The 13,305-nt window shown below is 69.7% G+C and carries 12 protein-coding genes; 6 read left to right on the top strand and 6 right to left on the bottom strand.

Annotation, left to right across the window (positions count from 1 at the left end; genetic code table 11):
- Nucleotides 1-208 precede the first annotated feature (208 nt).
- The gene (locus SD37_RS06460; RefSeq protein ID WP_418189819.1) at nt 209-1,918 is read right to left on the bottom strand and encodes an ABC transporter family substrate-binding protein; all 1,710 of its coding nucleotides are present in this window, start codon (nt 1,916-1,918) and stop codon (nt 209-211) included.
- 228 nt (nt 1,919-2,146) lie between these two features.
- Between SD37_RS06460 and SD37_RS06455 the strand changes: the two genes are divergently transcribed.
- Nucleotides 2,147-3,520 (top strand): MFS transporter, encoded by a 1,374-nt coding sequence (locus tag SD37_RS06455; RefSeq protein WP_201788869.1) that lies wholly within the window; start codon nt 2,147-2,149, stop codon nt 3,518-3,520.
- Between the two features lie 188 nt (nt 3,521-3,708).
- On the opposite strand, the gene typA is transcribed toward SD37_RS06455, so the two are convergent.
- Entirely contained in the window at nt 3,709-5,631 is a 1,923-nt protein-coding gene (typA, locus tag SD37_RS06450) for a translational GTPase TypA (RefSeq protein WP_037306542.1), read from the bottom strand.
- Nucleotides 5,632-5,851: 220 nt separating this feature from the next.
- Between typA and SD37_RS43035 the strand changes: the two genes are divergently transcribed.
- Nucleotides 5,852-6,010 carry a hypothetical protein gene (locus tag SD37_RS43035; protein ID WP_167369613.1) on the top strand — a complete coding sequence of 53 codons (159 nt, stop codon included), beginning with the start codon at nt 5,852-5,854 and terminating at the stop codon, nt 6,008-6,010.
- A 20-nt stretch (nt 6,011-6,030) separates the two neighbouring features.
- Here the strand turns inward: SD37_RS43035 and SD37_RS06445 are convergent, their stop codons facing one another.
- Nucleotides 6,031-6,330 carry a YciI family protein gene (locus tag SD37_RS06445; RefSeq protein ID WP_037306541.1) on the bottom strand — a complete coding sequence of 100 codons (300 nt, stop codon included), beginning with the start codon at nt 6,328-6,330 and terminating at the stop codon, nt 6,031-6,033.
- A gap of 346 nt (nt 6,331-6,676) precedes the next feature.
- On the opposite strand from SD37_RS06445, the gene trpS reads away from it, so the two are divergent.
- Nucleotides 6,677-7,642 carry a tryptophan--tRNA ligase gene (trpS, locus tag SD37_RS06440; RefSeq protein ID WP_044852275.1) on the top strand — a complete coding sequence of 322 codons (966 nt, stop codon included), beginning with the start codon at nt 6,677-6,679 and terminating at the stop codon, nt 7,640-7,642.
- 49 nt (nt 7,643-7,691) lie between these two features.
- On the opposite strand, the gene SD37_RS06435 is transcribed toward trpS, so the two are convergent.
- The 3 genes from SD37_RS06435 to SD37_RS06425 are packed head-to-tail and all read right to left on the bottom strand — an operon-like array spanning nt 7,692 to nt 10,153.
- Nucleotides 7,692-8,081 (bottom strand): (deoxy)nucleoside triphosphate pyrophosphohydrolase, encoded by a 390-nt coding sequence (locus SD37_RS06435; RefSeq protein ID WP_044852274.1) that lies wholly within the window; start codon nt 8,079-8,081, stop codon nt 7,692-7,694.
- A 9-nt stretch (nt 8,082-8,090) separates the two neighbouring features.
- On the bottom strand, nt 8,091-9,428 hold the full coding sequence (locus tag SD37_RS06430) for an ATP-binding protein (protein ID WP_044852273.1): 1,338 nt from the start codon (nt 9,426-9,428) through the stop codon (nt 8,091-8,093).
- Nucleotides 9,425-10,153: a response regulator transcription factor gene (locus tag SD37_RS06425; RefSeq protein WP_044852272.1), complete on the bottom strand. Its 729-nt coding sequence runs from the start codon at nt 10,151-10,153 to the stop codon at nt 9,425-9,427. Before SD37_RS06425 ends, SD37_RS06430 begins: the two co-directional genes overlap by 4 nt.
- A gap of 144 nt (nt 10,154-10,297) precedes the next feature.
- On the opposite strand from SD37_RS06425, the gene SD37_RS06420 reads away from it, so the two are divergent.
- Genes SD37_RS06420 through SD37_RS06410 form a run of 3 tightly spaced genes read left to right on the top strand, consistent with a single transcriptional unit; the run spans nt 10,298 to nt 13,259 of the window.
- Nucleotides 10,298-11,389, top strand: coding sequence for a LolA family protein (locus SD37_RS06420; RefSeq protein WP_044852271.1), 1,092 nt, complete (start codon nt 10,298-10,300; stop codon nt 11,387-11,389).
- Complete coding sequence (locus SD37_RS06415; protein ID WP_044852270.1) at nt 11,386-12,381, top strand: ABC transporter ATP-binding protein; 996 nt, start codon at nt 11,386-11,388, stop codon at nt 12,379-12,381. The genes SD37_RS06420 and SD37_RS06415 overlap by 4 nt, the downstream gene beginning before the upstream one ends.
- Nucleotides 12,378-13,259: an ABC transporter permease gene (locus tag SD37_RS06410; RefSeq protein WP_044852269.1), complete on the top strand. Its 882-nt coding sequence runs from the start codon at nt 12,378-12,380 to the stop codon at nt 13,257-13,259. Before SD37_RS06415 ends, SD37_RS06410 begins: the two co-directional genes overlap by 4 nt.
- The last annotated feature ends 46 nt before the right edge of the window (nt 13,260-13,305 follow it).

Below are 13,305 nucleotides of genomic sequence, written 5' to 3'. Positions count from 1 at the left end.
TATGACACGCCAAGCAACCTCATTTGGCGCACTGCGGGTGCACGCTAGAAAGGAAATGCACTAACAGTCACCAGTTGCGGGGCGATCGTGACCAAAGGGTAACTTCCGGCTGACTTCGAGAAATATATTGGTTACCAGGAGGAATCAGTCCGCCACTCGAACGTGCCGGGAAAGGTCACCCTCCGGCGCGAACTTGACCGCGATTCGGCTACTTCGGACCGCGCGTCCAGTTCACCGCCGACCCGAAAGGGCCCACCATAGGAGGACCAGCGGTTACTCCGGAAATACCAGAGCCGATGGCGAGGGTATCGGCCAGCTGGAACAACGGAATGGCAACATTCCGGCGCCACAATTCCGGTTCGAGGGTCGAAAGCGCGTCGGCGGCGGGCGTGGTGCCGGTCAGGGCCGCGTCGATCGACGGCTGCAGGGCCGGATCGCAGAAGCCCAGCGGGTTCCCCGGCACGACCGCCTTGGTCTTGTCGACGAGCTGATCAGGCCTGCAGCCGAAGGCCGACGCCAGCACCGACGCGGCGTCCGCACCACCGGTGGCCTGGCCGATCACGGCGATGTCGATGCCGACGTTGCCCGCGCCCTCCGCCGTCGTCTGCTGGATCCCGTTGAGCACCGGCATGGCCAGCAGCGTCGAGAACAGCTCCCTCGGCTGCGGCGCGATCACGTTGACCTCGATCCCCGCCGCCACCAGTTGCGCCGTCAGCTCCTTGGCGATCGTCGCGTACGGCTCCTGTTTGGCGGGCGAGGCGACGACCAGCGAAAGGTTCTTCCCGTTCTTGCGCCAGGTCCCGGCTTCCTTGGTGTACCCGGCGGCCTTGAGCAGTTCCTCGCCCTTGACGGGGTCGGCCGTCGACGGCGGACCGGGCGCCGGGATCGTCGGCTGGAAGCCGGTGCCCGACGGGACGCGGACCTGGGCGTCGGCGCGGAGCTTGTCCGACGGGCCGCCCTCCGCCGCCTCGGTGATCAGCTTGCCGCGGTCGATCAGCGCGGTGACGCCTTCGCGCACCCGGGGATCCGACAGCGTCTGGCTCACCGGCCGCAGGAGGATCTGCGCGACCGTGGGCCGGGCGACCGTGTGGAGCTGGACGGCGGACCCCAGTTCGCCGAGCCGTTTGAGGCCGGTGCCGCCGGTCCTGGTCATCACGAACTGGTCGTTGCCGCTGCGCAGCGCGGCCAAGGTGCCGTCCTCGTCGGCCGCGCGCAGCACGATCCGGTCCAGCGCGGAGGGTTTCTCCCAGTAGCGCTCGTTGCGCTCCAGGATCACCTCTCCACGCGCGGTGTCGATGCTCTTGATCGAGTAGGGGCCGGCCACGGCCGGGAAGGTGGTCGCCAGCGCGCCCTGCCAGCCGTTCGGGGCGTCCTTGAGCAGATGGGCGGGCAGGAGGTTCGCGAACAGCGTCTGCCAGCCGGGGTACGGCTTGCTGAAGCTGACCTCGACCCGCTTGCCGCCCTCTCGCGACTGGATGTCGGAGATCAGGCGGTAGCCCGCGGCGCCGATGACGCCGGGCTGGTCGCGCATGGCCTCGCGGAGGTACGCGAAGTCCTCGGCGGCGATCGGCGCGCTGTCGGACCAGGAGGCGTCCGGCCGGATCGTGTACGCCACCGTGAACGGCTGCTGCGAGACGACTTCGGCGGACTTCATCAGGTTCTTGTCCAGCTCGACGCTGCCGTCGTCCTTCGGGCGGAACACCGACGGGAGCAGGAGCTGCGAAAGCGCCGACGTCACCTGGGAGGCGTCGGCGAGGTTGTGGGGGTTGTAGCCGCCGAGGACGTCGTCGACACCCACGACGACCTGCGAAGGCGTCTTCGTGGTCGAGGAGCTCACCGGGGAGGCCGAGGAGCTGACCACGGGTGGGGGCGGGGTGTTGCTGCAGGCGGCGAGGAGCACGGTCGCGCACGCCAGTATGGGCGCCGCTGTGTTCACTAACCGCACGCGTGAATCCTCCTGGTTTGTCCCTCGCCATGCTGCCACGATGATCCGTACCGCCGCTGCGAGATTCCCATATCGGCCCGGCCGTCGCCCGACCGCCTGCCGTCCCTCTTCCGGTGGACGTGCGGGAGGCCCGGGAGGTTCCTGCTCAGGTCATGGGAAAACGTTTAGCTTCGCGAACTAGCCGCCCGCTAGCTTGCCGGGGTGACCAAACGCGCGCTCGTCCTCGTGGTCGTGCTCATGTCCACGTTCACCTTCCCGCTGACCATCACGGGCGCGTCGGTCGCCCTGACCGACATCGCGGACGATCTGGACGCCGGTCTCGCGGCCACCCAGTGGGTCGTCAACGGGTACAACGCCTGCTTCGCGAGCTTCCTGGTCTTCGCGGGTTCCCTGGCCGACGTCCTGGGCAGACGCCGGATCTACGTCGCGGGTCTCGCGCTGTTCGTCGGCGGCGGGATCGCCTGCACCGTGGCCGGGAACATCGTGGTGCTCGACGTCGTCCGCCTGATCGCCGGGACCGGGGCGGCCGCGGCGGTGACCGGCGGGCTGGCGATCCTCACCGAGACTTTCCAGGGCGCGGCGAGGACGAGGGCGTTCGGTCTGGTCGGGACGGTGCTCGGCATCGGGCTCGCGTTCGGGCCGTCGATCGGCGGCCTGCTGGTCGATCTGCTGGGCTGGCGGGCCGTCTTCGGCGCCCCGGCCGCCGTGGCCGCCCTCGTGCTGGCGCTGACGCCGCTTCTCCCGGCCGTTCCCGGGACGGCCGGGCGCCGGATCGACTGGGCGGGCGCCGGGCTCTTCACGGGCGCGATCATGCTGCTGATCTTCGCGCTGGTCGAAGCGGGCGAACTCGGCTTCGGGCATCCGCTCGTCGTCGGCGGACTGCTGCTGGCCGCCGTGCTCGCGGTGGTCTTCCCGTTCGTGGAGCGGCGGCGCGCGGATCCGCTGTTCGACCTCGCCCTGCTGGCCAACCGCGGTTTCACCTCGCTCGCCGTCGCGGCGGGCGCGCTGGTGACCATCCTGGTGCCGCTGCTGGTCTACCTGCCGTCCTACCTGATCGAGGTCGTGCGGCTCGGGGCCGGGGAGGCCGGGCTGTGGCTGCTGATGCTCACCGCGCCGACCGTGCTGTTCCCGGCCGTGGGTGCCGCGCTGGCACGACGGCTGCCGCCGTCGTGGTTCGTCGCGGGCGCGGTCGCCGTGAGCGGGGCGGGCGCCTTTCTGCTGATGACCATGAACTCCTCGTCCGGGGTGCTCTCGTTGCTCGCCCCGCTCGTTCTGGTCGGGGCGGGCACCGGATTGACGATGGGATTACTGGACGGTTTGGCAATCGGTTCCGTCGGCCCGGAACATTCCGGAACGGCGACCGGAATGTTCACCACCGCACGATTGGCGACGGAAACGATCGCGATCGCGGTTGTCGGTGCCGTTCTCGCGTCGATTACCGGAGGGAAGCTGTCCGGCGAGTCCTATACGGACGCATTTCGGATCGTTTGTTTCGCGCTGGGTTGTGTCGGCGTTCTCGGCGCGGTCTCCGCGGCCGTCCTCTCACCGCGCCGGGAAGGCGTTCCGGTGTTGTGAACGGGGGGTCCAAAAAGGAACGCGGAAAAACGCGGGAAATCGAATTTCTCACCGCCGGAGCCCGATCAACTACGGAGAGTAATACTGCGGGCCTTCTGGCCCGACTCGGTACTGACCGCGCGTGAAGGCCCCCTTCCCTCGGCTGAGTCGAGGGAAGGGGGCCTTCATGTACTACGAGCTACGGGAGACTAGCCCCGGTTCTTGTTGCGGTTGCGCTCCTTGGCGCGCTGGTTGACGTCCAGCGTGACCTTGCGGATCCGGACGACGTCCGGCGCGACCTCGACGCACTCGTCGACGGAGCAGAACTCCAGCGCCTCTTCCAGGCCCATCTTGCGCGGGCGGGCCAGCGTCTCCATCACGTCGGCGGAGGACTGACGCATGTTGGTCAGCTTCTTCTCCTTGGTGATGTTGATGTCGAGGTCCTCGGCGCGCGGGTTCTCGCCGACGACCATGCCCTCGTACACCTCGGCGCCCGGCTCGACGAAGAAGGTGCCGCGGTCGGCCAGCTGGATCATCGCGTAGGCGGTGATCGGGCCGGAGCGGTCGGCGACCAGCGAACCGGAGTGGCGGGTGCGGATCTCGCCCGCCCACGGGAAGTAGCCCTCGAACACGTGGTTCGCGATGCCGGTGCCGCGGGTCTCGGTGAGGAAGTCGGTGCGGAAACCGATCAGGCCACGCGCCGGGAGGACGTAGTCGAGCTTGATGCGGCCCGAACCGTGCCCGCCCATGTGCTCCATGCGGCCCTTGCGGGCGGCGAGGAGCTGCGTGATGCCACCGAGGTGCTCTTCCGGGGCGTCGATCGAGAGGCGCTCGAACGGCTCGTGCAGCTTGCCGTCGATCATCTTGGTGACCACCTGCGGCTTGCCGACGGTCAGCTCGAAGCCCTCACGGCGCATCTGCTCGACGAGGATCGCCAGCGCCAGCTCGCCACGGCCCTGGACCTCCCAGGTGTCGGGACGCTCGGTCGGCAGCACCTTGATGCTGACGTTACCGATCAGCTCCTGGTCCAGCCGGGCCTTGACCAGTCGCGCGGTGACCTTGTCGCCACCGCTGCGGCCGGCCAGCGGCGAGGTGTTGACACCGATGGTCATCGAGATCGCGGGCTCGTCGACGGCGATCCGGGGCAGCGCCTCGGGGTTCTCGACGTCGGCCAGCGTGTCACCGATGGTGATCTCGGGGATACCGGCGATGGCGACCAGCTCGCCCGCGCTGGCCTCGGTCGCCGGGACGCGGGTGAGCGCCTCGGTGACCAGCAGTTCGGAGATCCGGACGTTCTGGATGGTGCCGTCCTCGCGCATCCAGGCCACGGTCTGGCCCTTGCGCAGGTTGCCGGAGTGGATGCGGATCAGCGCGATCCGGCCGAGGAAGTTCGACGCGTCGAGGTTGGTGACCAGTGCGCGCAGCGGGCCTTCCTTGTCCGCGAAGGGCGGCGGCACGTGGCGCAGCAAGGTCTCGAACAGCGGGTCGAGGTTCTCGCTCTCGGGCACCGCGCCGTCGGCGGGCTGCTCGAGGCTCGCCTTGCCGGCACGCGCGGAGGCGAACACGACCGGCAGGTCGAGGATCGCGTCGAGGTCGGCGTCCTCGATGTCACCCGCCAGGTCGAGAAGCAGGTCGTGGGTCTCCTCGACGACCTCGGAGATCCGGGCGTCGGGGCGGTCGGTCTTGTTGACCACGAGGATCACCGGCAGACCGGCTTCGAGGGTCTTGCGCAGCACGAACCGCGTCTGCGGAAGCGGGCCCTCGCTGGCGTCCACCAGCAGGACGACGCCGTCGACCATGGCGAGGCCGCGTTCGACCTCACCGCCGAAGTCGGCGTGGCCGGGGGTGTCGATGACGTTGATGGTCACCGGGCCGTTCTCGGTCTCGCGGTGGATGGAGGTGTTCTTCGCGAGAATGGTGATGCCCTTTTCCCGCTCGAGCTCCCCGGAGTCCATCACGCGGTCGACGAGTTCGGCGCGCTCCTCGAAGGCGCCGGACTGCCGGAGCATGGCGTCGACGAGGGTCGTCTTGCCGTGGTCGACGTGTGCGACGATGGCGACGTTGCGCAGGTCGGGCCGTGTCTTGCCGGAAAGGCGGCCGGCATCGACTGCGGTGGCGCTGGCTGCGGGCACGCGAAGGCTCCAAAGGTTTCAAGTTCGGGTGTGGTGCCCGCGCCGCCTCGAATGCTCACTCACGCGATCGAGTAACGTCGGCCGACTTTGGCCATACGCGGACCACACCAGGGTACCTGTAGCCGAACTGTGAGCACCCCCACGCCCCAAGATCGGTTAGCCTCACCTAACGTGAGAGGGCGTGGCGGGCGCCGCCGACGGAGTCCGACGAGGAGCGCGAGTGGGCAAGAAACAACCCGACGACCCGCACAAGCTCGTGCGCAAGTGGATGAAGTCCGGCAAGGTCAAGAAGAAATGCTGCCGGTCCAAATCGCGCTGCGGCAAATGCCCCGTTCTCGCCCTCAAAAAGGCGAAAACGAAGATCACGAAAGCGGCCTGACGAGGACGTCGGAAAGATCGTCAGCGCACCACCGCCTCGTTGACCGCCCGCAGTTCCGGCGCGGTCCGGGTCGGCGAGAACTCGATCACCTCGTAGGCGGCCATGTGCTTGACCGAGAAGGGGTCGGTCGCGAGGATCGCGTCCAGCTTTCCCCTGGCCATGGGCCTGGTGATGATGACGCCGCCGATGCGCGGGTTGCGTCTGCCGGAGGCGAGGAAATGCCCGTGCTCGTACTGCTTGGTCAGCCACTCGGCGTGATCAGGGAGCACATAGTCGATTTCTTCGATGGGTGCCGTGTAAGTCAGCAGGACGACATACATGAGATGAAGGTAGACCCGGATCCGCAATGTGACGGGCGTACTGCCCCGGCTGATATGAAGTGTTGACGCGACATGCCCGGAATGAGTGACTCACCCCTTATTCCACGTCGCGTTCAGTCCTCTGGATGCGGTGCTTCGGCGTCGAACTACCGCATGCAGAGGACTGAACGCGGAGGCTGCGGTACCCTCCCCGGTATGCGCGCGCAGAACGCCCAGTGGTGGCCGCCCTCCGGCGGCCCCGAAGTCCTGCGCTGAACCAGACGAGCGCACCACCAGGCCGCCCCACCGGGCGGCCTTTTTCGTGCCCGGACCCTGGGGCGGCCCGAATCCGGAAGGAAGAAGGCAGATGATCAGGTTGTCCGGGATCACCCCGTCCGGCCACGTCCACGTCGGGAACCACCTGGGGGCCATCTCCCGCTGGGCGGACGAGGGCGGGCCGGACGACCTGTACTTCGTCTCCGACCTGCACGCCATGACGAATTCGCACAATCCGGCCAAACTGCGCTCGATGGCCTCCGAACAGCTGGCCGTGCTGATCGCGGCCGGGATCGAGCCGGACCGCGTGTTCGTGCAATCCGACATCGCCCGCGAGCTGGGCGCGCTCAACTGGGTCCTCGAATGCACCTGCAACTACGGCGAGGCCGCCAGGATGATCCAGTTCAAGGAGAAGTCGAAGGGCCGCGCCGGGGTCCGGCTGTCCCTGCTGACCTATCCGGTACTGATGGCGGCCGACATCCTCCTGCAGGGCGCGGACGAGGTGCCGGTCGGCGAGGACCAGCGGCAGCACGTCGAGCTGGCGAGAACGCTGGCCAAGCGGTTCAACTCCACCTACGGCGACGTGTTCACCATGCCGAAGGCGGTGCTGCCGCCCGCCGGCGCGCGGGTCATGGACCTCGCCGAGCCGACGCGGAAGATGTCGAAGTCCACGAAGGAAGAGGCCGGGGTGATCTTCGTCCTCGACGAGCCGGACCAGGTCCGGCGGAAGGTCAAACGCGCGAAGACCGACGGCGGCTCGAAACCGGCCTACGCGCCGGAAACGCGGCCGGGGATGGCGAACCTGCTGGACATCCTCGCGGCCTGCGTCAAGGAGAAGCCCGAAGTCCTCGCCGACCGGTTCGACTCGTATGGCCAGGTGAAGGAGGCCGTCGCCGACGCCCTCATCGAGGAACTGCGGCCGGTCCGGGAACGGGCGCTGGCACTGCTGGCCGACCCCGGTGAGCTGGAGCGGGTCCGCAAGGCGGGCGCGGTCCGGGCGGCGGAACGGGGTGCGCACCGGCTGCAGTCCGCGCTGCGGCTCATCGGTGCCGGCTGAAGTTCCGTGAAGGCCTCCTTGAGGGACTCTGGGTCCCTCAAGGAGGCCTTCACGGACGTCCGAGCAGGGCGTGCAGCGCGGGCAGGAGGACGCGGTCCGCGGGCAGCCAGTCCAGGTCGTCGAGGTCGCGCGCGGAGACCCACCGGACGTCCTTGTGCTCCACCGCCCGCGGCTCGTCCCCCGTCGAGACCAGCGAAGCCGCGTAGATCCGCAGCACCTTCCCGCCCGGCAACGGGACGTCGTCGCCGACCCGGCCCCCGACCGTCACCGCGACGTCGAGTTCCTCCAGGCATTCACGCGCCAGAGCGGCCTCGTCGCCTTCGCCGTCCTCGACCCGTCCGCCCGGCAATTCCCACTGCCCGGCGTGGTCGGCGGGCCAAGCCCGCTGCTGCGCCAGCAACTGTCCGTCCCGCACGATGGCGGCGCCCACGATCACCACGGGCACACCCTACTGAGGCCGCGCCGCCTGCCAGACGACCTGGAAGCGCGCCCCGCCATCGGGTGACTCGCCGACGCGCACCCGGCCACCGCGCCGCCGGACGGCCTCCGCGACCATCGCCAGCCCCAGCCCGGTGCCACCGGACGACCGCGCCCGCGAATCGGACACGCGGTAGAACCGGTCGAAGACCCGTTCCCGGTGTTCCGGCGCGATCCCCGGCCCGTCGTCGTCGACCACCACCCGCACGGTGGAGCGCGCCGCGAGCACCGACACCACGATCTGCCCGCGCGCGTAGCGGCAGGCGTTGCGCAACAGGTTGCTCAGCACCAGTTCGACCTCGGCGTGCGTGGCCAGCGCCCAGGCGGTGCCGACGGTGCCGCTCACCCGGACCTCCGGCGCGTCCGAAGACACCCGGGTCATCCGCGCGACCGCCGCCCGCACCTCGCTCACCAGCTCGACCGGTTCCGCGGGCGGGGCCTCGCCCGCGTCCGACCTCGCCAGCGCCAGCAGTCCGTCGAGCAGCGCGGAAAGCCGTTCCGCCTCCTCGAGGACGTCCGACAGCGTCTCCTGGGCGAGGTCGGGATCGGGATTGGTGACGGCGACCTCGGCCTGCACGCGGATCGACGCGACCGGCGAACGCAGTTCGTGCGCGGCGTCCCCGGTGAACCGCCGCAGCCGCTCGGCGCCCTCCTCCTGCCGCGCCAGCAGCGCGTTGAACTCCTCGGCCAGCGCGCGGAGTTCGTCGTGCGAATCCGGCAGCGGCAGCCGCGCGCCCGGCGGGAGCGCCCGCACCGAACCGCGCATCCTGGCCACCGGCCGTAGCGCGAACCGCACCAGCAGCCACGTCGCGATCCCCGCGCCCACCGCGCCGACGGACGCCACCATGTACAGCCATAAGCCGCCTGAGTGCACCGCCGTCGCGAAGCCGACAAGCCCCGCCCCCGCGACGACGAGCCGCTGCTGGCCATCGGGCGCGGTGACGACGGTCCCGGCCCATCGCCAGCTGTGCTCACCGCCGGTCGTGATCGATTCCCCCGCCTTCAGCGCGCGGATCTCGGCGGGCCCGAGGTTCGCGGGCGGCAGACCGTCCACCGGCCCGCCCCCGGTGTCGAGCACGCGGACGGTGACCGCCGATCCCGACGGCGTCCGCCCGGCGGCGACATCGGCCGTCGCGGTAGCCAGCTGAGCGCCGAGTTCGTCGTCGACCGAGCCGATGAGCAGCGGCTGGAGGTTGTCGCCGGCGACCGCCGCGAGCCCGAGCAGGAAACCGAGCGTGACGGCCGCCGCGAGCAGGGTGATCCGGACCTGGAGCGAGCGGCGGCGCCACCAAGACGGTGAGCCGATCACCCCTGTCCCGCCGGCGCGATGACCTCGTCGAGCTGCGGATCCGAGGCCAGGTAGCCGTGCCCGCGCACGGTCCGGACCAGGGCACCGGCGCCGACGGCGTCGAGTTTGCGGCGCACGTAACCGACGTAGACCTCGACGACGTTGCGGGTCGCGGCCTGTTCGTCACCCCAGACCGCGCGGAGCAGTTCGTCTTTGGTGACGACTGTCCCCGCCCGGCCGGCCAGCACCTCCAGCAGCGCGAACTCGCGCGGGCTGAACGCGACCTCGACGCCGTCGTAGCGGACCTGCCTCAGGCTCCGGTCGACTTCGAGCGCGCCGATCCGCAGTGGCCCGCGGGTCGCGTCCGGCGACGTCCGCCGCAGCACCGCGCGCACCTGCGCGACCAGGACGACGAACGAGAACGGCTTCACGAGATAGCCGTCGGCGCCGAGGTCGAGGCCGTCGGCCTGGTCGACCTCGCCGTCCTTCGCGGAGATCATCAGCACCGGTGTGGTGACACCGAGCGCCCGCAGCCGTTCGAGCACGCGGTAGCCGGAAAGGCCAGGAAGCATGATGTCGAGCAGGACGACGTCGAAGGACCCTGTCTGCGCGAGCCGCAGCCCGCTGGGCCCGTCCGCCGCCGTGACCACGTCCATGTCCTCGGCGCGCAGCCCGCGCAGCAGCGCCTTGCGCACGCCGGGCTCGTCGTCGACCACCAGTACTCGAGGTTTCACGTCACTCATCATTCACGGTTTCACCAGCTCACGCGCGACCTCTCAGCGCCATCTCAGCTCGGGCGGCGGAGTCTGAGTGGTGTCTCAGCGTTTCCGGGGAAGCGTTGTCGCCAAGACCCGAGCACACTGGGGTTCGGGGAAACAGGGAGAGACAGCATGGATCCGAAGAGGAAGGCCCTCACCGCGGCGGTGGTGGGGACGGCACTGGGTGTCGGTGGGCTCGCCGTCGTCGCGATGCCGGCCACCGCGGGTGACGCGCCCGTCTTGCCGCAGATCAGCGCCGAGGAGCTGGTGCAGTCCACGCTCAACGCCAAGCCGCCGTCGTTCGACGGGAAGGTCAAGGTCAGCAACGACCTCGGCCTGCCGCAGATCGGCAGCACGCTGCCCGGTGTGTCGGCGCTCAGCATCGACTCGGCGCAGGTCTCGACCGACGGCGCGGGCAAGAGCAAGGTTTCGCTGACCGAAGGCTCCTCCCAGCAGACCATCGTCAAGAACGGCGAGACCGTCTGGGAGTACAACTCCAAGGACAACTCCGCCACCAAGATCACCATCCCGCCGGAACTGGCCAAGGAGCACAAGGACGCCGTCGAGGGTCAGGCCGTCGACCCGGCCACCGCGGCCGCCGAACTGCTCGGCAAGGTGCGCGAGAGCAGCACGATCGCCGTCGACGGGACGTCGGCGGTGGCCAACCGCTCAGCCTACGAGCTGGTGCTGACGCCGAAGCCGACCGAGCGGACGCTCCTGCGCGAAATCCGCGTCGCGGTCGACTCGCAGACGCGGCTGCCGCTGCGGCTGACGGTGCTGGCCAACGGCACCGCGTCGCCGGCGTTCGAGGTCTCGTTCAGCGAGATCAACTTCGCGAACCAGCCCGCGTCGAACTTCGAGTTCACCCCGCCGAAGGGCGCGAAGGTGACCGAGAAGACCGCCGAGGTCGACCCGAAGAGCCGTGAGCTCGCCGAGCAGGCGAAGAACGACGCCAAGGTCGTCGGCGACGGCTGGGACACCGCGATCACCGGCAAGATCCCGGCCGACGCGCTGGCGAAGGCCGGTAGCGCCAAGGACGGGGAAGGCCGCCAGGTCGACCCGAAGGCGCTGCTTTCGCGGTTCGCCAAGCCGGTCAGCGGCGCATGGGGCAGCGGCTGGCTGGTGACCACCAAGGTCGGCAGCGGTGTGCTGACCGACGACGGCCGGTACGCCGTCGGCGCGGTGCCGGAGCAGGTCCTCTTCGAGGCATTGGCCGCGAAGTGACCACCACGTTCGAAGCCGGGGCGGACGTCTCCCAGGAGGCGTCCGCTCCGGCGGTACCCATGGCGGCCCGCACCAGGGGCCTGCGCAAGGTCTACGGCCGCACGGTGGCCGTGGACCACGTCGACCTCGACGTTCCCGAAGGCGCCGTGCTGGGGATGCTCGGCCCCAATGGTTCGGGCAAGACGACGACCATCCGGATGCTGCTCGGCCTCGTGCGCCCCACCGAGGGCGAGGTCGAACTCTTCGGCAAGCGGATGCCCGACGAGGCGGCGCACGCACTGCCCGACGTCGGCGCACTGGTCGAAGGACCGGGTTTCCACCCTTTTCTTTCCGGGCGGGAGAACCTGCTGCGCGCGGCCGCGGCCGAACCGAGGCTGGCTTCGGCCGGGATCCCCGGAGCGGTCGACGCGGCGCTTGAGCGGGTCGGCCTGAGCGGCGCCGCGAACCGGCGCTACAAGGGGTATTCGCTGGGGATGAAGCAGCGGATGGGACTGGCGAGCGCGTTGCTCGTGCCACGGCGGATGGTCGTGCTCGACGAGCCGACCAACGGCCTCGACCCGGCCGGGACACGGGAGATCCGGCGCATCATCGGTGAACTGCACGCCGACGGCGTCACCGTGCTGGTGTCGTCGCATCTGCTGGCCGAGGTCGAGGCGACCTGCACGCATGTCGCGGTGCTCCAGTCGGGGAACGTGATCGCCCAGGGCGAGCTCGCGGAACTGCTGGAGTCGGGGAACGCGGCACTGCTGGTGCGGACGCCGGACGCCGAACTCGCGGTGGAGACGTTGCGGGAGCACAGGATCGGCAGCAGGCTCACCCCGGACGGCGTCCGCGTGGACCTCACCGCCACCGAAGCTCCCGATGTGCTGCGGCATCTGGTCACGGCCGGGGTGGCCGTGCACGAGGCCGCCAGGGCACGGACCGGACTGGAAGACCTGTTCGCCCGGCTGACCCAGCCGGAGTCCACTGTAGACGGTGAGGGGGAGTCGTGACCCACGCTCTGGCCGCGGCACCCGCGGCGAGGACGGGCCAGGACAGCGTCGGCCTGCTCCGGCTGTACCGCGCCGAACTCCGCTGGATCTTCCGGCGGCCCCGCACGCTGGCCGTACTGGGCCTGCTCGCGCTGATCCCGGTGATCATCGGCGTCGCGCTGACGCTCGTCGACCCGGCGGAGACGAGCGGCGGCGGTGGCGGCGACAGGGACGGCGCACTGCTCGCCTCCGCGGTCAGCAACGGGTTCATCCTCCCCGTGGCGGCACTGACCATGACGCTGGGGCTGCTGCTTCCGCTCGCTTCGGCGATGGCCGGGGCGGACGCGATCGCCGGCGAGGCCGCGCACGGGACGCTGCGGGGCTGGCTGATCGCCCCGGTCGGCCGGGGCAGGCTGCTCGCGATCAAGGCGTTCGGCGTCGCGACGGTTTCGACGATCGCCGTACTGGCCATGACCTTCACCGGTTTCGTCACCGGGCTCGTCATCAGCGGCACCGATTCGATGTTCACCCTGACCGGCTCGACGCTGAGCGTCTGGGACGCGCTGGGCCGCATCCTGCTCGTGGCCGCGTGGGTGATCCTGCAGCTGTGGGCGGTCGGCGCGGTCGCGCTCGCGATCTCGGCGTTCACCGAACACCCGATGCTGGTCGTCGCCTCGGTGCTGGCCGGGACGATCGTGTTCACCATCCTCGGCTTCCTGGACGCGGTTTCGTGGCTGCATCCGTTCCTGCTCAACGAGAACTGGGCGCAGGCGCCGGCCTCGGTGCTGATGGACCCCCTCGACACGGCGATGCTCGGCGAGGGCGCGCTGCGCGCCGCCTGCTACATCGCCATCGGGCTCTCGATCGCCTACGCGAGGCTCACCACGCGGGACGGGTGACGCCACTCCCGCGTTTCGTCCTCTGGATGCGGTAGTTCGTGTACCC

The sequence above is a fragment of the Amycolatopsis orientalis genome, from assembly GCF_000943515.2.
GTDB lineage: Bacteria > Actinomycetota > Actinomycetes > Mycobacteriales > Pseudonocardiaceae > Amycolatopsis > Amycolatopsis orientalis.
Note: the sequence above shows the minus strand (reverse complement) of the source record. Positions and strands in the feature narration are given on the sequence as shown.